General features: G+C 63.0%; 17 protein-coding genes. 7 read left to right on the forward strand and 10 right to left on the reverse strand.

What is annotated here, in order from left to right:
* The first annotated feature begins 309 nt into the window (after positions 1 to 309).
* Together nadB and JOZ06_RS14755 are read left to right on the forward strand one after the other, a co-directional pair.
* Entirely contained in the window at positions 310 to 1,917 is a 1,608-nt protein-coding gene (gene nadB, locus JOZ06_RS14750; protein WP_293233744.1) for an L-aspartate oxidase, read from the forward strand.
* A 126-nt stretch (positions 1,918 to 2,043) separates the two neighbouring features.
* Entirely contained in the window at positions 2,044 to 4,320 is a 2,277-nt protein-coding gene (locus JOZ06_RS14755; RefSeq protein WP_293233746.1) for an NADP-dependent malic enzyme, read from the forward strand.
* 73 nt (positions 4,321 to 4,393) lie between these two features.
* Here the strand turns inward: JOZ06_RS14755 and hydF are convergent, their stop codons facing one another.
* The 6 genes from hydF to hydE form a co-directional block, all read right to left on the reverse strand.
* The gene (gene hydF / locus JOZ06_RS14760) at positions 4,394 to 5,629 is read right to left on the reverse strand and encodes a [FeFe] hydrogenase H-cluster maturation GTPase HydF (protein WP_293233748.1); all 1,236 of its coding nucleotides are present in this window, start codon (positions 5,627 to 5,629) and stop codon (positions 4,394 to 4,396) included.
* Positions 5,630 to 5,640: 11 nt separating this feature from the next.
* The gene (locus JOZ06_RS14765) at positions 5,641 to 7,053 is read right to left on the reverse strand and encodes an aspartate ammonia-lyase (RefSeq protein WP_293233750.1); all 1,413 of its coding nucleotides are present in this window, start codon (positions 7,051 to 7,053) and stop codon (positions 5,641 to 5,643) included.
* Positions 7,054 to 7,062: 9 nt separating this feature from the next.
* The gene (gene hydG, locus JOZ06_RS14770) at positions 7,063 to 8,466 is read right to left on the reverse strand and encodes a [FeFe] hydrogenase H-cluster radical SAM maturase HydG (protein WP_293233752.1); all 1,404 of its coding nucleotides are present in this window, start codon (positions 8,464 to 8,466) and stop codon (positions 7,063 to 7,065) included.
* Positions 8,467 to 8,572: 106 nt separating this feature from the next.
* The gene (locus JOZ06_RS14775) at positions 8,573 to 10,330 is read right to left on the reverse strand and encodes a 2Fe-2S iron-sulfur cluster binding domain-containing protein (RefSeq protein WP_293233754.1); all 1,758 of its coding nucleotides are present in this window, start codon (positions 10,328 to 10,330) and stop codon (positions 8,573 to 8,575) included.
* Between the two features lie 13 nt (positions 10,331 to 10,343).
* The gene (locus JOZ06_RS14780) at positions 10,344 to 12,350 is read right to left on the reverse strand and encodes an FAD-dependent oxidoreductase (protein WP_293233756.1); all 2,007 of its coding nucleotides are present in this window, start codon (positions 12,348 to 12,350) and stop codon (positions 10,344 to 10,346) included.
* 78 nt (positions 12,351 to 12,428) lie between these two features.
* Complete coding sequence (hydE, locus tag JOZ06_RS14785; RefSeq protein ID WP_293233758.1) at positions 12,429 to 13,622, reverse strand: [FeFe] hydrogenase H-cluster radical SAM maturase HydE; 1,194 nt, start codon at positions 13,620 to 13,622, stop codon at positions 12,429 to 12,431.
* A 173-nt stretch (positions 13,623 to 13,795) separates the two neighbouring features.
* On the opposite strand from hydE, the gene JOZ06_RS14790 reads away from it, so the two are divergent.
* The 3 genes from JOZ06_RS14790 to JOZ06_RS14800 all read left to right on the forward strand — a co-directional run bounded on the left by JOZ06_RS14790 (position 13,796) and on the right by JOZ06_RS14800 (position 16,099).
* A complete protein-coding gene (locus JOZ06_RS14790) occupies positions 13,796 to 14,014 on the forward strand; it encodes a hypothetical protein (RefSeq protein ID WP_293233760.1) in 219 nt (72 codons plus the stop codon).
* Between the two features lie 138 nt (positions 14,015 to 14,152).
* Complete coding sequence (locus JOZ06_RS14795) at positions 14,153 to 14,368, forward strand: hypothetical protein (protein ID WP_293233762.1); 216 nt, start codon at positions 14,153 to 14,155, stop codon at positions 14,366 to 14,368.
* A 12-nt stretch (positions 14,369 to 14,380) separates the two neighbouring features.
* Positions 14,381 to 16,099, forward strand: coding sequence for an NAD-dependent malic enzyme (locus JOZ06_RS14800; protein ID WP_293233764.1), 1,719 nt, complete (start codon positions 14,381 to 14,383; stop codon positions 16,097 to 16,099).
* A gap of 66 nt (positions 16,100 to 16,165) precedes the next feature.
* Here JOZ06_RS14800 and JOZ06_RS14805 read toward each other — a convergent pair whose 3' ends face one another.
* Entirely contained in the window at positions 16,166 to 17,563 is a 1,398-nt protein-coding gene (locus JOZ06_RS14805; RefSeq protein WP_293233766.1) for a cytosine permease, read from the reverse strand.
* A 218-nt stretch (positions 17,564 to 17,781) separates the two neighbouring features.
* On the opposite strand from JOZ06_RS14805, the gene JOZ06_RS14810 reads away from it, so the two are divergent.
* Positions 17,782 to 18,558 (forward strand): 3-hydroxybutyrate dehydrogenase, encoded by a 777-nt coding sequence (locus JOZ06_RS14810; protein WP_293233768.1) that lies wholly within the window; start codon positions 17,782 to 17,784, stop codon positions 18,556 to 18,558.
* Positions 18,559 to 18,713: 155 nt separating this feature from the next.
* Complete coding sequence (locus JOZ06_RS14815; protein ID WP_293233770.1) at positions 18,714 to 19,016, forward strand: HigA family addiction module antitoxin; 303 nt, start codon at positions 18,714 to 18,716, stop codon at positions 19,014 to 19,016.
* 5 nt (positions 19,017 to 19,021) lie between these two features.
* On the opposite strand, the gene JOZ06_RS14820 is transcribed toward JOZ06_RS14815, so the two are convergent.
* The 3 genes from JOZ06_RS14820 to JOZ06_RS14830 form a co-directional block, all read right to left on the reverse strand.
* Complete coding sequence (locus tag JOZ06_RS14820; RefSeq protein WP_293233772.1) at positions 19,022 to 19,558, reverse strand: GNAT family N-acetyltransferase; 537 nt, start codon at positions 19,556 to 19,558, stop codon at positions 19,022 to 19,024.
* Between the two features lie 116 nt (positions 19,559 to 19,674).
* Positions 19,675 to 20,157 carry an HD family hydrolase gene (locus tag JOZ06_RS14825; RefSeq protein ID WP_293233774.1) on the reverse strand — a complete coding sequence of 161 codons (483 nt, stop codon included), beginning with the start codon at positions 20,155 to 20,157 and terminating at the stop codon, positions 19,675 to 19,677.
* Positions 20,158 to 20,179: 22 nt separating this feature from the next.
* Positions 20,180 to 20,550: hypothetical protein (locus JOZ06_RS14830; protein WP_293233776.1), on the reverse strand; the 371-nt coding region annotated here is incomplete at its 5' end.

Raw genomic sequence — 20,550 nt, forward strand, 5'->3', positions numbered from 1 at the left:
CGTACTTTGGCACGCAAGGACTTCAAAGAAACCCGAAGGTTACTTTCTGTCTCTTGCAGTGCAAGTGTCGGGCTCCCCCGGCACTCACACCTATCGGTTGTTCTGTTCTGTTAAAGAGCGGTGCTGCGTTGTGTTGCTGCAGCGAAGAAGGTGGACTATACGCCGAACGCTCCAGGCCGTCAACACCCAAACGCGAGACGCAACACAAGCCGACGGACGCCCCATCCCAAACAATCCATTAAATCTGTTAGTCTACTTACTTTATCTACCCAGCATTGCACGCCCCCGTCGCGGACGTCACTTCTCACCATGCTCAAATACGACATTCTGATCATCGGCAGCGGTTTGGCCGGCATGACATTGGCCCTGCATCTCGCGGAACAACACAAGGTTGCGCTCGTCACCAAGCGCGACCTGCTCGAAGGCAGCTCCAGTCACGCGCAAGGCGGCATTGCCGCCGTGCTCGACACCGAGGACTCGGTAGAGGAACACATCCGCGACACGCTGATCGCCGGCGCAGGCCTCTGCAATGCCGAAGCCACCCGCTTCATCGTCGAACACTCCGAGGAAGCCATCCGTTGGCTGATTTCGCTGGGCGTGCCGTTCACCAAGGACGAAACGCACCGCACCGGCTACCACCTCACCCGCGAGGGCGGCCACAGCCATCGCCGCATCATCCATGCCGCCGACGCCACCGGCGCGGCCGTGACCAGCACGCTAGGGCAAAAGATCAAGGCGCATCCGAACATCACCCTCCTGGAAGACCACATCGCCATCGATCTGATCACGTCGGCCAAGCTCGGCCAGGCCGGCAACCGCTGCCATGGCGCCTACGTGCTCGACAACAACGGCGACGAAGTCAAAACCGTGGCCGCCAAACACACGATTTTGGCCTGTGGCGGCGCCGGACGGGTTTATCTCTATAGCACCAATCCCTACACGGCGACCGGCGACGGCATCGCCATGGGCTGGCGCGCCGGCTGCCGGGTGGCGAACATGGAGTTCATCCAATTCCACCCGACCTGCCTCTATCACTCGCACAGCGAATCCTTCCTCATCTCCGAAGCCGTGCGTGGCGAAGGCGGCATTCTGCGCCTGCCGGATGGCACCCGCTTCATGCCCAACCACGACCCCCGCGCCGAGCTCGCGCCGCGCGACATCGTGGCGCGCGCCATCGACTTTGAAATGAAGCGTCATGGGTTGGATTGCGTCCACCTGGACATTTCCTATAAGCCGGCGGCCTTCATCAAAGAGCACTTCCCCAATATCTACAGCCATTGCCTGGAATTGGGCATCGACATCACCAAGGAACCAATCCCCGTGGTGCCGGCGGCACACTACACCTGCGGCGGGCTGGTGACCGATCTGCGCGGACGCACCGACGTGAAAGGTCTCTACGCCGTTGGCGAATCCGCCTGCACGGGATTGCACGGCGCCAACCGGCTGGCCAGCAATTCGCTGCTCGAGTGCCTGGTCATCGGCAAGGCGGCCGCGGAGGACATTCAAGCTCAAGGCAAGCTGTCGTTGCCGACGATCCCGGATTGGGACGACAGCCGCGTCACCGACGCCGACGAATCGGTGGTGATCTCGCACAACTGGGATGAGCTGCGCCGCGCCATGTGGGACTACGTCGGCATCGTCCGCACCAGCAAGCGGCTGGAGCGGGCCATGAACCGCGTTCGTTTACTTGAAGGCGAAATCGACGAGTACTACAGCAACTTCCATGTCAGCAACGACTTGATCGAGTTGCGCAACCTGGTGCAGACCGCCGAGCTGATCATTCGCTCCGCCTTGGCGCGCAAGGAAAGCCGCGGCCTGCACTTCAGCCGCGACTACCCGGAAACCCTGACCGAGGCCGCCGACACCATCCTGCAACCGGACCCTATTCGCCGTCCGGTTAATGCACAAAAAGCATAACATCAATACAAGCACGCATAACCGTTTGCATTCGGCATATGGCCCGAATGCAAACGGCCTGCCTATAATGTGCTACTCAAAAAAAATAACGACAGACTTCCGTCACATACAGGAGCGCACAGAGAAATGGATGAGCAACTGCGCCAAAGCGCACTCGATTATCACCAATACCCCAACCCAGGAAAAATTCAGGTCGCGCCGATCAAACCGCTAGCCACGCAACGCGACCTGGCCCTGGCCTATTCCCCCGGCGTCGCCGCTGCCTGCGACGCCATCGTCGAGGATCCGCTCAACGCCTATAAGTACACCGCGCGCGGCAATCTGGTGGCGGTGATCTCCAACGGTACCGCGGTACTGGGCCTCGGCAACATCGGCGCACTGGCGGGCAAGCCGGTGATGGAAGGCAAAGGGGTCCTATTCAAGAAATTCGCCGGCATCGACGTATTCGACATCGAGGTCAACGAAACCGACCCGGACAAGCTAGTCGACGTCATCGCCGCGCTGGAGCCGACCTTTGGCGGCATCAACCTGGAAGACATCAAGGCGCCCGAATGCTTCTACATCGAAAAGAAGCTGCGGGAAAAGATGAAGATCCCGGTGTTCCATGACGACCAGCACGGCACCGCCATCATCACCGCCGCCGCCGTACTCAACGGACTGCGCGTGGTCGGCAAGAACATGAAGGACGTGCGCCTGGTCACTTCCGGCGCGGGCGCGGCCGCCATCGCCTGTCTCGACTTGCTGGTGGCGCTGGGCGTACAACGCCAGAACGTGGTGGTCTGCGACTCCAAGGGCGTGATCTACCACGGCCGCGACGGCAAGATGGACGAGTCGAAGAAGCGTTACGCCATCGACGACAAGGGCCTACGCACGCTGAAAGACGCGATTGCCGGCGCAGACATCTTCCTGGGCCTATCCGGCCCCAAGCTCGTGACGCAAGACATGGTGCGCTCGATGGCGCCGTCGCCGCTGATTCTGGCGCTCGCCAACCCTGAGCCGGAAATTCTGCCGCCGCTGGCCAAGGAAGCCCGCCCGGACGCCATCATCTGCACCGGCCGCTCGGACTACCCCAACCAAGTCAACAACGTTCTGTGCTTCCCGTTCATTTTCCGCGGCGCGCTGGATGTGGGCGCCACCACCATCAATGAGGAAATGAAGCTCGCCTGCGTGCGCGCCATCGCCGACTTGGCCATGGCCGAGCAGTCCGACGTGGTGGCCTCGGCCTACGGCGATCAAGAGCTGACCTTCGGCCCGGAATACCTGATTCCCAAGCCGTTCGATCCGCGGCTGATCGTCAAGATCGCCCCCGCCGTGGCGCGCGCCGCCATGGACTCCGGCATCGCCACGCGGCCGATCGCCGACATAGAGGTCTACGTCGACAAGCTGGCGCAGTTCGTCTACAAAACCAACCTGTTCATGAAGCCGGTGTTCACCCAAGCGCGCAAGGACCGCAAGCGCGTGGTGCTATCGGAAGGCGAAGACGAGCGCGTGCTGCACGCCACGCAGGAAATCGTCGCTCAAGGGCTGGCCAAGCCGATCCTGATCGGCCGCCGCAGCGTGGTGGAAAAACGCATCGAGAAGCTAGGACTGAAGCTCACCATCGGTGAAGACTTCGAGTTGTGTGACAACGAATGCGACCCGCGCTTCAACGACTACTGGAAAGAGTATTACCAGTTGATGCAGCGACGCGGCATTTCGCAGGAGCAGGCGCGCCGGCGCATGATCGGCCAGACCACGCTGATCGGCGCGATGATGGTGCGTCGCGGCGACGCCGACGCGCTGATCTGCGGCACCTTCGGCGCCTACCGGCATCACTTCGAAATCATCGAGGACGTGCTGGGCTACAACAACCCGCAAAAGCTCGCCTGCGCGATGAACGCGCTGATGCTGCCCAACGGCAACATCTTCATCGCCGACACCTACGTCAACCCGGACCCCGATGCGGAGCAACTGGCCGGCATCACCGAGATGGCGGTCCAGTCGATGAAGCGCTTCGGTATCGCGCCCAAGGTGGCGCTGCTGTCCAACTCCAGCTTCGGCACGGTGCGCTGCCCGTCGGCGCAGAAGATGCGCGACGCGCTGGCGTTGATCCAGGCGCACCTTCCCAGTTTGGAAATCGACGGCGAAATGCAGGGCGACGCGGCCTTGGTGGAAAGCATCCGTCAACAGGCGATGCCGGAGAACAGCCTGAAGGGCTCGGCCAACCTGCTCGTGATGCCGAACATCGAATCGGCCAACATCTCTTACAACCTGCTGCGCGTCTCGGCCTCCGATGGCGTGACCATCGGCCCGATCCTGATGGGCATCGCCAAGCCGGTGCACATCCTGACGCCGATCTCGTCGACCCGTCGCATCATCAACATGGTGGCCCTGGCCTGCGTCGACGCGCAAGCCGCCGGCTAGATGTGACAAGGGAGTAGGGAGTCGGGAGTGGGGAGTTGAAACCCCACCCCATCGATTCCCTACTCCCTACTCCCTACTCCCCACTCGCTCCGCGCCGGAAAGCCTCAAGCGCCGCCGGGAAACAAGCCAGCGTGCGTTCCAACACACCCTGCACTTGCGAGATCGCCATGCCGTAGTTGGTCATCGGCACGTTTTGGCGCTCGGCCAGATACTGGCGGTGCAACACCATTTTGCGCGTCACCATGCAGCCGCCACATTGCACCACCAGCGAATACGGAGACAGGTCAGACGGAAAATCCTTGCCCGCCACCACGTCCGTGTGCAGATCGCCACCCGCGAACTGGCGCAGCCAACGCGGAATCTTTACCCGGCCGATATCGTCGGCCAGCGAGTGATGCGAGCACGACTCGGTGATCAATACCCGGTCGCCGGCTTGCAAGGCGTTGATCGCCCCGGCGCCGTGCGCCAGGCGGATCATGTCGCCCTTGAAGCGGGACATCAAAATCGAGAACGTGGTCAGCGGAATCTCCGGCGGCGTATCGGCAGAGGCCTTCAGCACCACCTGCGAGTCGCACACCACGATGCGCGGGCGAACGGTCATCTTCGCCAGCGTATCGGCCAGCTCGCGCTCCTTGACCACCACGCAGCTGGCGTCGCTGTCGAGCACGTCGCGGATCGTTTGCACCTGCGGCAGGATCAGCCGCCCCTTGGGCGCGCCCAGATCGATCGGCACCACCAGCACCACGGTGTCGCCCGGCGACAACATGTCGCCGATCAGGCGCGGTTCGTCGATCGGGTTTTCCGGCGCCAGATGGAACAGCGCTTCCTTGATTTGATCCATCGCCTGGGCCGCGGTGGCGCTGGCCTGCACATACATGATGCGATCGCGGTCGAGGTCGGCCAGACACTCGGCCGGCGGCACGCCCAGGTCGCACTTGTTGAACACCACCAAAAACGGCGTCTTGCGCTCGGTCAACAAGGCCATCACATCGCGTTCGAAATCGGTCAGCCCCTCCGGGGTCGCGACGACGATGCCCAGGTCGACCCGGTCGAGCACCTGCAGAGAGCGCTGCTTGCGCATTTCGCCGACTTCGCCCACGTCATCCAACCCGGCGGTGTCGACGAAGACGATCGGCCCCAGCGGCGCCATCTCCAGCGTCTTTTCCACCGGGTCGGTGGTGGTGCCGGCCAGATCGGACACGATCGATACCGACTGACCGACCAGCGCGTTCATCAGCGAGGACTTGCCGACATTGCGCCGGCCGAACAAGCCGATGTGCAACCGAAGTCCCTTGGGTGTGTCTTGCATGCTCTCACTCCTCAATGCGGGTCGCGCGGCTTGCCGCGAAACCCCAGCGCGGTCATGGCGGCCGGCGACAACGCCTGCGCCAAGGCCTCGTCCGACAACAATTGCCGCTCGCGCACCACGTCGGCGATCGACCGCCCCTCCGCCTGCGCTTGCTTGGCCACCGCCGCCGCGACGTCGTACCCCACGAGCGGCACCAGCGCCGTCACCGTCGACAGCGAGGTCTCGACGTGGGTCCGGCAGACGTCTTCGTTGACTTGAATGCCCTCGACGCAACGCTCGCGGAACATGCGGTTGGCCCGAATCAGCAGCGTCAGCGAGCCCAGCAGCGCGTGCGCCACCAGCGGCAGGAAGGCGTTGAGCTCCAACTGTCCCGACTGCGCCGCCAGGGTAATGGCGGCGTCGTTGGCGATCACCTGCATCGCCGCCTGCGCCGCCGCCTCGCAGATCACCGGATTGACCTTGCCCGGCATGATGCTGGAGCCCACTTGCACCGCCGGCAGCGACAGCTCGCTCAAGCCCGCGCGCGGGCCGGACGACAACAGCCGCAGATCGGCCGAAATCTTCAGCAGATTGACCGCGTGCGCTTTGAGAATGCCGGACACCTCGACGAACACGTCGGCGTTTTGCGTCGCGTCCACCAGATTCTCGGCGCGCGCAAGCCCAAGTCCGGTTTCCTCGCGCAAGCGCTCGGTCACGGCGAAGATGTACTCGCGCGGCGCGGTCATGCCGGTGCCGATGGCGGTGCCGCCCAGGTTGACGACCCGAAGCCGCTCTTCGCACTTCGACACCCGCCAGCGGTCACGCGACAACGCCTCGGCCCAGGCCGAGAAAGCGGCCGCCATGCTCATCGGGCAGGCGTCCTGCATCTCGGTGCGGCCGATCTTCACCACGTGGGCGAACTCGCCTTCCTTGCGCTGAAACGCCATCTGCAGCTCGGAGATGTCAATGTGCAGCCGGCGCAACAAGCCGATGGCCGCCACCTTGAGCGCGGTCGGGTAAGTGTCGTTGGTCGATTGATGCAGATTGACGTGGTCGATCGGGTGCACGCGCCGGTACTCGCCGCGCCGGCCGCCCAGAAGTTCCTCGGCGCGGTTGGCCAACACCTCGTTGACGTTCATGTTGAGCGAGGTGCCGGCACCGCCTTGCAAGGCATCGACCACGATGGCATCGCGCCACTGGCCGTCGGCCAACTCGCGCGCTGCGCGCGTCACCGCGTCGGCCACATCGGGCGCGAGGTAGCCCAACTCGGCGTTGGTGCGCGCGCAAGCCACCTTGACCTGGGCAAACGCGGCCACCAATTCCGCCGCCGCCCCCTGTCCGGAGAGCAGAAAGTTGTCGCGCGCCCGTGCGCTATGGGCACCGTAGAGCGCGTCTGCCGGCAGCTCGACCTGCCCCAGCGAATCGCTTTCCCACCGCGTCGCCATGGCCGTCTCTCAGCAATAAATGTCGCGACGGCCGTTGCGGATCATGTTCAGCATCTTCTCGGCGTTGCGGCGGGTTTTGTCATCCATCTTGTCCAGCGACTGCAGGATGGCGGTTTCGCCCGCGGCCTGCGTCTCCGGCTCGGCGTAGTCGCACAGGTACTCCTGCAACGTGGTGACCGCGTTCGGGTCGCACTTGCGCTTGATGAGCCCAGGCTTAGCCAGGTCCATGAAGTCCTTGCCGGTACGGCCCATGCGGTAGCAAGCGGTGCAGAACGACGGGATGAAGCCGGTCGAGGCCAGCTCGCGCACCACTTCCTCCAGCGTGCGGTGGTCGCCCAGTTGGAACTGCTCGGTCGAGTTGGCGTCGGCGACGTAGCCGCCGGGGTTGGTGCGGCTGCCGGCGGAGATTTGCGAAATACCCAGCGCGATCGCTTCGCGGCGCATCTCGGCCGATTCGCGCGTCGACAGGATCAGGCCGGTATACGGCACGGCCAGGCGCAGAATGGCGATCAGCTTCTTGAAGTCATCGTCCGTCACCGCATAAGGCGGCGCGTCTGAGAATTCAGAGCCTTCGGCCGGCTCGATACGCGGCACGCTGATGGTGTGCGCGCCGACGCCGAAGCGCTCTTCCAGATGGGCAATGTGCTGCATCACGCTCATCAGCTCGAAACGCCAATCGTATAGACCGAACAAGGCGCCGAGGCCGACGTCGTCGATGCCCGCCTGCATGGCGCGGTCCATGGCGCTCGCGCGCCAGTCGAAGTCGGCCTTCTTGCCGCGCAGATGCACTTCGGCATACGTCGGCCGGTGGTAGGTTTCCTGGAACAGCTGATAGGTGCCGATTTCCCGCGCCTTGAGCGCCTTGAACTCATCGATGGAGAGCGGCGCCACGTTGACGTTCAGGCGGCGGATGTTGCCGTTGACGTGCTCGACCGAATACACCGCGTCGATGGCGTCAAGCACGTAGTTGAAGCCGCCGTTGGCGGCGGAATAACCTTCGCCCGCGACCAGCAGCACACGCTTCTGGCCTTGGTCGATCAAGCACAGGGCTTCTTGCTTGATTTCTTCCATGTTCAGCGCGTGACGCTGAATCGACTTATTCGAGGCGCGGAAGGCGCAGTAGCTGCATTCGTTGCCGCACACGTTGGAAATGTACAGCGGCGCGAACAGTACCATGCGCTTGCCGTAGATTTCTTCCTTGACGTAACGTGCGGTGGCGAACAACTCGTCGCGCAGTTCGTCGCTGTCGATGCTGGCGAGCGTCGCCACATCGTCGAAATTCAATCCCTGCAACTCGCGCGCCTTGGCGAGCACTTCGCGCACGCGCGCGGGTTCGCGGTTGGGGTTCTTCAGGGCGTTCTCGACCACTTCCGGGTCAAGCCAGGTCGCCTGCGTATCGTGAATATGCGTCATGATGTTTTACTCCAATGTGATGATCTTTTACCGCGTCCCCAATCGGATCCTTATCGCCCCGCCACCTTCGGCGGCGGGGCGGACCTCTCATTACTTCGCCACGCGCTTAGGCGTCCACCTCGCGCGGATTGGCGTGGTAATGCGTGTGCAACAACTCGTGCGCCTCATGCGACAGCGGCTCGCCCAGGAACTCCTGGTACAGCTTCTGCACTTGCTGGTTGTTGTGCGACTGGCGCGCGCCGGTTTGGCGGTCGATGGCATACAACCCCTTGCGCCGCGACTCGGCATGCTTCAAATAGCCCTTCTTGCTGCGAAGATGGCCGCCACCGTCGATACAGCCGCCCGGGCACGCCATGACTTCGATGAAGTCGTACTTCGCCGTGCCGTCGAGCACCGCTTGCGCCATCTGCGCCGCGCCCTTGAGCCCGTGCACCATCGCCACCTTCAGCGTGCCGACTTGGCCGCCGACCTCGATGGTCGCTTCGCGCACGCGGTCGAAGCCGCGCACCTCGTGCACCTCGATGCCGTCCAGCTCCTTGCCGTTGGCGACGTAGTACAACGTGCGGATGGCCGCTTCCATCACCCCGCCGGTGGTGCCGAAAATCACGCCGGCGCCGGTGTATTCGCTCATCAGCGGATCGTCGAACGCCGACGGTTCCAGGTCGGCCAGGCTGATGCCCTCGCGACGCAGCAGGCGGGCGAACTCGCGGATCGTCAGCACCACGTCGACGTCCGGCACGCCTTCCTTGGCAAGCTCAGGCCGCGCGGCCTCTTCCTTCTTGGCGGTACACGGCATGATCGACACCACGCGGATGTGCTGAGGATCGATATCCATCTTCTGCGGCAGATAGGTCTTGGCCAGCGAGCCCAGGCACTGCTGCGGCGAACGGGTCGACGACACCATCGGCAGAATACCGGGGAAGTGCTTCTCGGCAAAATCCACCCAGCCCGGACAGCAGGAGGTGAACGTGGTGCCTTCCTTCTGCAGCACGCGATTGAGCACCTCGTTGCCCTCTTCCATGATCACCAGGTCGGCGGCGAAGTTGGTGTCGAGAATCACGTCGGCGCCGATGGCGCGCAATGCCGCCACCACCTTGCCTTCGACGTTGGTGCCGGCCGGCAGGCCGAACTCTTGGCCGAAGCCGACGCGGATCGCCGGGGCGATCTGGAACACCGTGACGATACCCGGATCGGTCAGGTAATTCATCACCGTTTGCGTCTGGTCGTTTTCCGACAGCGCGCCGGTCGGGCACACCATCACGCATTGACCGCAGGAAACGCAGTCGGATTGACGGCGATCGTCGCCGCCGTTGAGCACGATGGCGGTATCGGCGCCGCGGCCCACCAGGCTCAGCGCGTCCACGCCCTGGATGTCGCGGCACATCGCCACGCAGCGCATGCAGCGGATGCAGCGGCTCGCGTCGAAACGGATCGCCTGGTCAGTGCCTTCGCACACCTTGATCTCGCCCGGCTTGGCCAGCGTGCAGGTCGATTGGCGCACGCCAACCGTCTCGGCCACGTCCAGCAGCTCGCAGTCGCCATGGCGCGAGCAGGCGGCACAATCTTGATTGTGCTCGGCCATGATCAGTTCCATCTGCACGCGGCGCATATCCTGCACCGCCTGAGTGCGGGTCAGCACCTGCACGCCGTCTTGCATCGGCGTGTCGCACGCGGTGACGAACTCGGACGCCGCTGCGCCCTCGCGCTTCACTTCCACCAGACAAATACGGCACGTGCCGGGCGCATGGCCCTGGTCGTGCAATTCGCACAGCGTCGGGATGAACACGCCATTCTTGCGCGCCACCTGCAGAATCGACTCCTGCGCTTCGAACGAACATTCCTTGTTATTGATCAGTGCTTTCATGACGTACGCAACCTCAAGCGAATTCGACGGCGCGGGCGGTATCGGCCAGCGGGTTCTCGGTAACCACCAGATAGTGGCGGTAGCAGCGCAGGCAGCGCTCCGACTCCAGATAGGCATCGCGCTGCGTCAGCGCGAACTCCACCTCGGTGAAGTTGCCGACGCGGCTTTCGACGTCCTGCTCCGGCACCGGCTGCCGATCCTTCAACATCACCTCGTGCTTCAGGCATTCGTTCTTGAGGAGCTTGTTGTCGGCAATCAGTTGCTGCATGCGCTGCTCCGGCAGTACCACCGGCGTTTCGCCCTGCAGGTATTGCACGATGCTGAGCGCCGCGCGCTCGCCGTGCGCCATCGCTTGAATCAGCGTCTGCGGGCCGAGCACGCAATCGCCGCCGGCGAACACGCCCGGACGCGACGTCGCCATCGTGTCCTTGTCGGCCACCACGCAGCCCCAGCGGTCGGTTTCGATGCCATCCGTCTCGCCCAGCGTCGCACGATCCACTTGCTGGCCGATGGCGGCGATAACCACGTCGCAGTTCAGCCGATGCTCGGAACCTTCCACCGCTTCAACGCTACGGCGGCCGCGGGCGTCCATTTCGGTCTGACGCATGTCGACCACTTCCACGCCCACCACCTTGCCGTTATCCGAAATCAGCCGCGACGGGTTGGTCAGACAATGGAACACCACGCCTTCCTTCTCGGACGCCTCGATTTCCTCGTGATCGGCCGGCATGTCGGCCACGGTGCGACGGTACACCAGATGCACCTTCTTCGCGCCCAGACGCAGCGCCGAGCGCACGCAGTCCATGGCCACGTTGCCGCCGCCGACCACCACCACTTCGCCCTTCACTTCGAACGGTACGCCATCCTCGACGCGGTCGTGCACCGCCTTGAGGAAGTCGATGCCGGAGAAATAGCCCTTCAGCGTCGGGTCTTCGTCCTGCACGCCCAGCAGCGTGCCGCGGCTCGCGCCATAACCCAGGAACACACTGTCGTAGCCTTGGGCGAACAGATCATTGATCGCAAAATCCTCGCCCAGCTTCTTGCCGTACACCATCTTGCCGCCCAGGCTGACGATGGCGCCCTCGGTTTCGGCCTTGAGCACGTCCTTGGGCAGGCGATAGCTGGGGATGCCCACCGAGGCCATGCCGCCGGCCTTGTGCTGCATGTCGAGCACGTCGACGTCCACGCCGCGCTTGAGCAATTGGTAAGCACAGGTCACGCCGGCCGGGCCGGCGCCGACCACCGCCACCTTCTTCTTGGTCGACAGCACCGGCTTGACGCTGGCCGGGTCGAAGAAGTCCTTGCCGGAGGCATGGGCCTTATCCGAGGCGAAGCGCTTGAGCATCTTGATCGCCAGCGCGCCCTCCGCATCCTGACGGCGGCAGGCCGACTCGCAGAAACGCACGCACACGCGGCCACAGGAAGCGGCCATCGGGTACTTCTCAAGAATCACATCCATCGCCTGGGTGTTGCGGCCGGCGCGGATGGCATCGATGTAGCGCGGCACGTCGAGCCGCGACGGACAGGCTTCGATGCAGGGCGCCGTGGTGTAGATCACACCGTTTTGCTCGCCCACCGGAGCCTTGACGTCGAAGGCGCTGGGGAAATGCGTCAGCGCGTCCAACAGCGCGCGGCCGGACGATTGGCCGAGGCCGCACAGCGACGTCGTCGCCAACAGGTGCGCCAGCATGCGCAGGCTGTGCAAACCGCCCGACGGCGTCTCGCCGCGGCGAAGCCCGTCGAGTTGATCACGCAGCTCCACCGTGCCCACACGGCACGGCGTGCATTTGCCGCAGGATTCTTCCGCGGCGCGCGCCAGATACTGCCAGAAGGCGCCCGCCAGGTTGGCATTCTCGTCGAATACCATGAACCCGCGGTCGGCGACGAAGACCTTGACCGGATTTTCGGGCGCGAACGCCTCCAAGCCGGTCAAGCCGGGGATGGCCGCGTCATCGGCGGCGGATTGTTTTCGCAGGTCATAGACCTTGCCATCCCAAACCCCATACACCAAAGTTTTCAATTTTTCCTCCAAACCTAGATTGCTGTGCCCGGCAAGCCGGGGCGATTTTCTAATGACCTAATTCTTGTTTCAGCCGCATCAGTCCTGTTTCAGATGCAGCTGGATAATCTTGTCGGCGCGCACGTTCGGCAGGCGCGGCACGGCCGGCGCCTGCGGCAGCTCGACCGGTAAATCGTTGCGGCGGGCAAAGTGCGCCGAATCGCCCCAACTGTGGTAACGGATGAAACGGCCCACCGAGGCGATGCGGCCTTCAAGGCAGGTGGCGCACTGGCCGGCGCTGTCCTCCAGGCAGGGCTTGCCGTCGTAGAGCGTGTATTGCTTGCGCACCGACAGCGGCGTCACCTGCGGCATGATCACGTTGGCGCCGAAGCGCAGGCCGCGCTCGCGGCCGACGGGATCGAGCGCTTGCAGCGCGGTGGTGGCGGCGATATTGACGTCGCCGAGCGACAGCCGCGCGAGCCCAATCATCTTGAAGGCCAGGTCCATGCGCGTTTCGACCGGCGCCACCGGCCAATCGGCCGGCATCGCTGCGGCGGCGTGCGGGATATACGGCCCCATGCCGATCATGTCGATATCGAGCGTGCGGAACAGCATCAGGTCGTCGGCCAACTGTTCCAAGGTTTGCCCCGGAATGCCGATCATCACGCCGGTGCCGACTTGGAAACCGACCTCGCGCAGTGTTTTCAGGCACTGCAGACGGGTTTCGAATCGCTGACGCGCCGGGTGGATCAAGGCGAAGAGTTCGGGGGACGAGGTTTCGAGACGCAACAGATAGCGATGCGCGCCGGCATCGAACAGACGCTGATAGTCTTCACGCGATTGTTCGCCGACGCACAGGGTGATGCCGACGCCGTCAGGCTGGCGTTCGGAGCGCGTGGCTTCCTTGATGGCGCGCACGTTGTCCACCAGCCGGCCGATGAAGCGCGCGTCGCGGCGCTCGCCCGACTGCAGCACCACCGAGCCGTAGCCCATCTCGGCACACCAGCGGGCCGAGGCGACGATTTCGTCGTCGGTCAGCGTGTAACGCTCGACCTTGCGGTTATGCATGCGAATGCCGCAATACAGACAGTCGCTGATGCAGACATTGGAGAACTCGATCAGGCCGCGCAGGCTCACGCCGGCGCCCACGCGCGCAAGCAGCGTGGCTTCGGCCGCGGCGCGCAGCGTTTCGATCGCATCGGCGTCTTGCGTGCCCAGCACGCGCACCAGATCCTCGCGGCGCCATTCGCCTGCCGCCACCATGCGTTCGATATCCGCCTTGCTTGCCGTCACCTTGACCACCCTTCCCTGCCTCGATGGAGGATGCCGCGCCGCGAGGCCGGACGTGGCATGTTCGCTTTCGCGCCTCTGGCGCGCAAATGACTTCCTGAACGGTAACGAGCCCGACAAGACCCGGTTTCAGACGTGATACCCGAGAAACCGCCAGAGCGCCGCGGGGAGCAGCGATGAACAGACAAAGGGCGAGACACGCAGAAAAAGCCGCCAGCGTGGCCTGGCAGGTTCGAAATCGAACATTAACGAACAGCCGGCCAAATTTCGACTTCATTATCGAACAGCAATACAGCCAACTCTTTGATCCTGATCATGCCTTGTATGCCATTTTCAACCCACTGATTCCACAAGTTGCTGCGCCGCGGCAAAGCCCGCCCCGCCACTGCAATTAGCACATGAATCCATGCGCACAATGCATCAGCTGGCGCAACGATTTGGAGTAGCCTATCGCCATCGAAATTACGTCATCCACCAGCGTCTTTTAGTTAATTGGCATACACAGGACTATTGGACCGCCGGACAGACCGATCATGAACGAGCTGCAACGCGCCGCCCGCCAACGCGACGGCAAGTACCGCCAGGCCATCGAGCCCAACCGCCGCGCGCCTTGGCAAACGCTGGCGCTGCTGGACGCCGACATCCCCCCGATTTTGCTGTTCGCCGTGCCGGCGATCAAAAAGGCGAGCGCCGCCAACTGGCACGACGACAAGAACGCTTTCGTACCATCCATCCCCATTCACATTTAACCGGAGACAACAATGGGTTCGAAATTTCCCCCAGTGGACTTGCCCGTCGACGCTCAAGTCAAAACGCGCTTGACCGAGCAGGATATCCTGGCCGATCCGCTCTTGAATAAAGGCACCGCCTTTACCGAACAAGAACGCGACGAACTCGGCCTGCACGGTCTGTTGCCGCCGAACGTCATGACGCTGGAAGAACAAGTGGCCCGCCGCATGGAAGCCCTGCGCGCGCTACCAACCGACTTCGACCGCTACGTCATGCTGCGCGAGCTGCAAGACAGCAACGAAACGCTGTACTACGCGGTGATCACCCAGCACATCGAAGAGATGCTGCCGGTGATCTACACCCCGACCGTCGGCGCCGGCTGCCAACGCTTCAGCCACATCTACCGCAAGCCGCGCGGCCTGTTCCTGAGCTACCCGCACAAGGGCCTGATCCGCAAGATCCTGGCCAACTCGCGCTTCGACAACATTGAAGCTATCGTCGTCACCGACGGCGAGCGCATCCTTGGCCTGGGCGACCAAGGCGCGGGCGGCATGGGCATTCCCATCGGCAAGATGGCGCTCTACACCGCTTGCGGCGGCCTGCACCCGGCCACCACGCTGCCGATCACCTTGGATGTCGGCACCGACAACCAGGAACTGCTGGCCGACCCGCTGTATATCGGCTGGCGCCATGCCCGCGTCCGCGGCGCCGAATACGATGAGTTCATCGACGAATTCGTTGAGGCGGTGAAGGAGCGTTGGCCGCACGTGCTCCTGCAGTGGGAAGACTTCGCCAAGAACAACGCCAGCCGTCTGCTGGAGAAATACCGCGACGACCTATGCACGTTCAACGACGACGTGCAAGGCACCGCCGCCGTCGCCAGCGGCACGCTACTCGCCGCCATCAACGTGACCGGCGTGCCGGTGACCGAACAGCGCGTGGTAATCCTGGGCGGCGGCTCGGCCGGTTGCGGCATCGCCTCGCTGATCCAGAACATCATGGTCGAAGCCGGCCTGAGCGCTGAAGAGGCTGCCAGCCGCTTCTACGTGGTCGGCCGCGCCGGCCTGATGGTCGAAGGCAAGACCGATCTGGCCAAGCTGGAACCGTTCCAACGCCGCTACGTGCAAAAAGCCGCTGCGACCGAGGGCTGGGTCAAGGAAAACGACCAGCCGTCGATGATGGACGTGATCAAGAACGTCAAGCCGACCGTGCTGATCGGCGTGTCCGGCCAAGCCGGCTCGTTCACCGAAGCCATGGTGCGCGAAATGGCCAAGCATGTGACCCGCCCGGTGATCTTCCCGCTGTCGAACCCGACCGCCAACAGCGAAGCCCAGCCGGCCGACCTGATGGCCTGGACCGAAGGCCGCGTCATCATCGGCACCGGCAGCCCGTTCCCGCCGATCGAGCGCAATGGCCGCCAGTTCAAGGTCGACCAGACCAACAACTCCTACATCTTCCCGGGTGTGGGCGTGGCCGCGCTGGCGCTGAAGATTCCGCGCATCACCGACCGTCTGTTCATGGCCGCCGCCAAGTCGCTGGCCGAGCTGTCGCCGGCACGCGCCGACGCGGAAGCCAACTTGCTGCCGCCGGTATGCAAGCTGCGCGACGTGGCGCGCGCGGTCGCCATCGGCGTGGGCAAGCAAGCGATCGCCGACGGCCAGATCGCCGCGATCTCGGATGCCGAAATGGCCGCCAAGATCGACGTCAAGATGTGGGAGCCGGTTTACCCGCACGTCTTCCTGGCGAAGTAATCCGGCCGGAAAATGGACAAAACCCCGTCAAGCGCATGCTTGACGGGGTTTTTTAATGACCTTCGATCACACCGCCTGCGGCAACGGCCGGCGCTGCTGGCCGACCAGATAATACAGCCACGCCGGCACCAGCCACCCCACCAGCCACGAGATATCCGCCCCGCCCAAGCGCGCCACCATCGGCCCGCTATAGAACGCGCTGTCGATGAACGGCAGTTGCACCGCAATACCGATCAAATAGACGGCCAGCCCGGTCCAGGCGATGCCGGCGTAGCGCCCACGCGTGTCGCCCAGGGCGTCGACATCCACCCGCCCGCCGGAGAGCAAATAGAAATCGACCAGATTGATGGCGCTCCACGGCGTGAAGAACGCCAGCAAGAACAACAAAAAATGCTTGAAGAGCGGCAAGAAGCTATGTTGCGCAGACAGTGCGATCGACACCGAAATCAGCACCATCGCCAGGATGGTCAGCCAGCGGCGTAGCGGCGCAATGGCGCGTTGACCGCCGAAAGCGCTGGTAATGGTGCTAAAACACATGAAGCTGCCATAGGCGTTCAGGGTGGAAATGGTCACCTTGCCGAAGGCCACGCAGAAAAACAGCATCGCGGCGATGGTGCCGGTCGCCCCCAAACCGACGAAGTAAGCCACCTCGTGGCCACGGAAAGCCGCACCGCCGATCGCCGCCACCAACACCCCCAGCGACATGGCGATCTGCGAGCCGATCACGGAGCCCAGGCCAATGGCAAAACCCGTTCGCCACGGAGAGGTGTTCGACGGCAGATAGCGCGAATAGTCGGACACGTAGGGCGTGAAGGCAATCTGCCATGAAGCCGACAGCGACACCGCCGTCAAAAAGGCCGAGGCGTCGAAATGCGTGTGGGTCGCGACCAGCGTCGCCAGATCCACCCCCTGCAACAAGCGCACGAACAAGTAAAGGAATGCCAACACTCCCAAGATGCTGGCAACGCGGCCGAGCCGATGGATCGCTTGGTAACCCAGCGTCGCCGCCACCATGACCACCACGGCGAAGATCAGGATGCCGGTCTGATCGCTGGCGTGCAGCAGTTGGCCCAGCGCCTGGCCGGACAGGATCATGCCCGTGGCGTTAAACCCCAAATACATGACGCAGGCCAGCGCCAGCGGCAAGACCGCGCCGGCCAGACCGAACTGTACCCGGCTGCCGATCATCTGCGGCAAACCGAGACGCGGCCCCTGGGCGCCATGCAGCGCCATTACCGCGCCGCCGACGAGCTGGCCGATCAGCAGGCCGATGATCGACCAGAAAACATCGCCGCCCAGGACCACGGCCAAGGCGCCGGTAATCACCGCGGTGATTTGCAGATTGGCGGCCAGCCACAGCGTGAACTGGCTGAACACCTTGCCATGGCGCTCGGCCTCGGGGATGAAATCGATGGACCGGCGCTCGATCAACGTCGAACCGGCCGTTTTGGCTGCTTGTTGCATAAGATGGTCTCTCCTTTGTCGTTTGGTGCCGCCCTGGCGCAAGCCCTCCGTCTGACGCGGAATGAAGGCGACAAACATAGTTGTATATACAAATCAGTAAAATGACAAGTGGGTCGTAGTTTTTTGCCGTGAGATGACCGAGAAAGACAGCGATGAACCCGATCCGCCAAGCTAAAATTAGTCATACAGCATAAAAGCACATGAAGGAGTATTTGCTCATGACATCCCTCGTTGGAAAGACCGCGCTCGTGACCGGCTCCACCAGCGGCATCGGCCTTGGCATCGCCTGCGCGCTGGCGGAGGCCGGCGCCAATATCGTGCTCAACGGCTTCGGCCCCGAGCAGGAGGCGCACGACAAGATCGCCGAGCGTGGCGCGCAAGTGCGCTACCACGGCGCCGACCTGCGCCACCCGGGCGAAATCGCCGCGCTGATGGCCTATACCGCGCAGCAGTTCGGCGGGGTGGACATCCTGATCAACAACGCCGGCATCCAGCACGTCGCGCCGGTGGAGACGTTCGACCCCGGTAAATGGGATGACATCCTGGCGCTCAATCTATCCGCCGCCTTCCACACCATCCGGCTGGCCGTGCCGGCGATGCGCGAGCGCGGCTGGGGGCGGATCGTCAACATCGCCTCGGTGCACGGCCTGGTGGCCTCGGTCAACAAGACCGCCTACGTGGCGGCCAAACACGGATTGATCGGCCTCACCAAAAGCGTGGCGCTGGAACTGGCGCAAACCAACATCACCTGCAATGCCATCTGCCCGGGTTGGGTGCTCACGCCGCTGGTGGCCAAGCAGATTGCCGATCGTGCCGCCGCGCAAGGCATCAGCCAGGAGCAGGCGCAGACGCAGTTGCTACAGGAAAAGCAGCCGTCGCAGCGCTTCGTCACCCCGGCGCAACTGGGCGAACTGGCCCTGTTTCTCACCGGCGAGGCGGCGGCCGAAGTGCGCGGCGCGGCTTGGAATATGGATGGCGGCTGGGTTGCCCAATAATCCCGCGGCAACCGCCGCCAAGGTGGAGCGCGCGTTCGCCGGCATGGCTAGCGCAAGGCCCGCCAGATGGGGAACCAACCCGCACGTTGCCGGGCAAAGTAATTCGCTTATGGAAATACAAGAAGGTTGCCCAAACGACCACTAGGAGACAGGCCATGAGCCGGATGCATAATCCGCCACATCCAGGAGAGACCCTCCGTGAGGATGTGCTGCCCGCGTTGGGCCTCTCCGTCACGGAGGCCGCGCGGCAATTGGGGGTCACCCGCCCCACTTTATCCCGGGTATTGAATGGCCATGTGGCGATCTCGCCTGAAATGGCGCTTCGGATTGAGGCCTGGCTCGGTGTAGAACACGGTGGTCGTGCCGATCTGTGGCTGGCGGGGCAAGCCGCTTATGACTTGTGGAAAGCCCGCCAGAAAGGGGATCTCCATGTTTCACCGGCCCATGTCGCGGCTTGACGGCATCAAGACATCGCTTGCTGCAAAATTCGGTAGATGACGCTAGCAGGCGCGCCATCGGGGTCTGCCACCACCTCGACTTCCTGCATGCCGATTTTTTCGAAGACGTGTCTTGAAGCCAAATGATTTTCCCTAACAGAACCCCAGACCTCCGGAAGGTTTAGCGTACTGAAGGCCGTCAGCAAAGAGAACATAGCCAGCTCGGTAGCCAGTCCCTTCCCCCATGCTTCCGTCGCAAATCGAAAACCGAGGTTAGGTTTCTCCTCGTCACCAAACTGCCCGTTGGCAACACCACCAAATCCGATAACACGCGCTGGATCCGATTTCAAATAGATTACCCACTGTCCATAGCCATCATGCTCCCATTGGGCGATCCATCGCGCCAACTTCCGCTCAGCCACAGCCATGTTCTTGTAGGGACCCGCCGGATTGAATCGATTCGTCAGCGGGTCGCCAAATATCCTGAACAGGTCCGCCGCATCGCACATTGTTGGAGGACGAAAAATCATCCGCGCAGATTCCAGATGCTGGCCAATATGCAATATCTCAACTCCTTATGCTATTGAGAGTCAAAGTGTCGCGTCACCCACGCCTCGCACACCGCCCATAATTGCGGCGCCCCGCGCTGAATCACGGGGCCATAGCGGGCTAGCACCTGTTACAACGAAACGCCGCTTTCCGTCCAGGTGCCGCCGCCGGTGAAGACATTGATAAGCAGAGGCTGAAAACGATCGAGCGCCTTGGCAAACTTTGCATCCTCCGTCTCGGCGCGCTCAAATTCCTGCCACAAGGCCAACAGATCTTCGCTCTGCGGCGACGGCAATAAGCAGAACAATCGCGCCGCTGCGCGCGCCTCCTGCTCCGCCTGCCACTCGCTGGAAAACCCGCCGAGTATCGGACAATCGCCAACGTCCACCTCGACGATGTCATGCAGCAACAGCATCCGCATCACGCGATAGGTATCCACCGGTCCGCTGGCGTACTCGCTCAGCAGCAACGCATACATCGCCAAGTGCCAGGAGTGCTCGGCGGAATTCTCTTTCCGGCTTTGGTCCAGAAGCGGCGATTGCCGCACGACCGTCTTCAGCCGGTCGATTTCCCGGAGAAAATTTAACTGTTGCTCTAATGCTGTCGGTTGCATGGGATGGGGGCTGGGAGGGGTTTCAGGGCACCGCAACAAACTCGAGATTGACGCCTGCCGATTGAGCGGCTTTTTGTAGCGGCTCGCGGTACTCCTCCGCGCCGACAAGGGTCACCGACTTTCCTTGAAGCTTATCCTTGCCGTCTTGCAGCGCCCGTTCCAGCGTGGCTTCGGCAAGGTTGTCCTTCTCGCCCATGACAACCAGCGGTTGGCCTCCCTGCGTCATCTCGTCGATGATCGCTTGAGAAGCGGTCGAGCCGGCGCCGCTCTTGATCGTGGCCAGCATCATCATGTCGGCGATCATGTTGCCTGCGGTGGGCACGTCTATCCGGTCGAACGACAGCCCGGGATGAAGATTTCGTACCGCCGCCACCTTGGCATCCAAGCTGGCAT

The sequence above is a fragment of the Paludibacterium sp. genome, from assembly GCF_019232825.1.
Taxonomy (GTDB): Bacteria; Pseudomonadota; Gammaproteobacteria; order Burkholderiales; family Chromobacteriaceae; genus Paludibacterium.

Coding starts and splice junctions, on each gene's coding strand:
- JOZ06_RS14795 (WP_293233762.1), top strand. CDS start 14,153: ATGAACGAGCTGCAACGCGCCGCCCGCCAACGCGACGGCAAGTACCGC.
- JOZ06_RS14790 (WP_293233760.1), top strand. CDS start 13,796: ATGAACAGACAAAGGGCGAGACACGCAGAAAAAGCCGCCAGCGTGGCC.
- hydG (WP_293233752.1), bottom strand. CDS start 8,466: ATGACGCATATTCACGATACGCAGGCGACCTGGCTTGACCCGGAAGTG.
- JOZ06_RS14810 (WP_293233768.1), top strand. CDS start 17,782: ATGACATCCCTCGTTGGAAAGACCGCGCTCGTGACCGGCTCCACCAGC.
- nadB (WP_293233744.1), top strand. CDS start 310: ATGCTCAAATACGACATTCTGATCATCGGCAGCGGTTTGGCCGGCATG.
- JOZ06_RS14755 (WP_293233746.1), top strand. CDS start 2,044: ATGGATGAGCAACTGCGCCAAAGCGCACTCGATTATCACCAATACCCC.
- JOZ06_RS14815 (WP_293233770.1), top strand. CDS start 18,714: ATGAGCCGGATGCATAATCCGCCACATCCAGGAGAGACCCTCCGTGAG.
- JOZ06_RS14775 (WP_293233754.1), bottom strand. CDS start 10,330: ATGAAAGCACTGATCAATAACAAGGAATGTTCGTTCGAAGCGCAGGAG.
- hydF (WP_293233748.1), bottom strand. CDS start 5,629: ATGCAAGACACACCCAAGGGACTTCGGTTGCACATCGGCTTGTTCGGC.
- JOZ06_RS14825 (WP_293233774.1), bottom strand. CDS start 20,157: ATGCAACCGACAGCATTAGAGCAACAGTTAAATTTTCTCCGGGAAATC.
- JOZ06_RS14805 (WP_293233766.1), bottom strand. CDS start 17,563: ATGCAACAAGCAGCCAAAACGGCCGGTTCGACGTTGATCGAGCGCCGG.
- JOZ06_RS14765 (WP_293233750.1), bottom strand. CDS start 7,053: ATGGCGACGCGGTGGGAAAGCGATTCGCTGGGGCAGGTCGAGCTGCCG.
- JOZ06_RS14800 (WP_293233764.1), top strand. CDS start 14,381: ATGGGTTCGAAATTTCCCCCAGTGGACTTGCCCGTCGACGCTCAAGTC.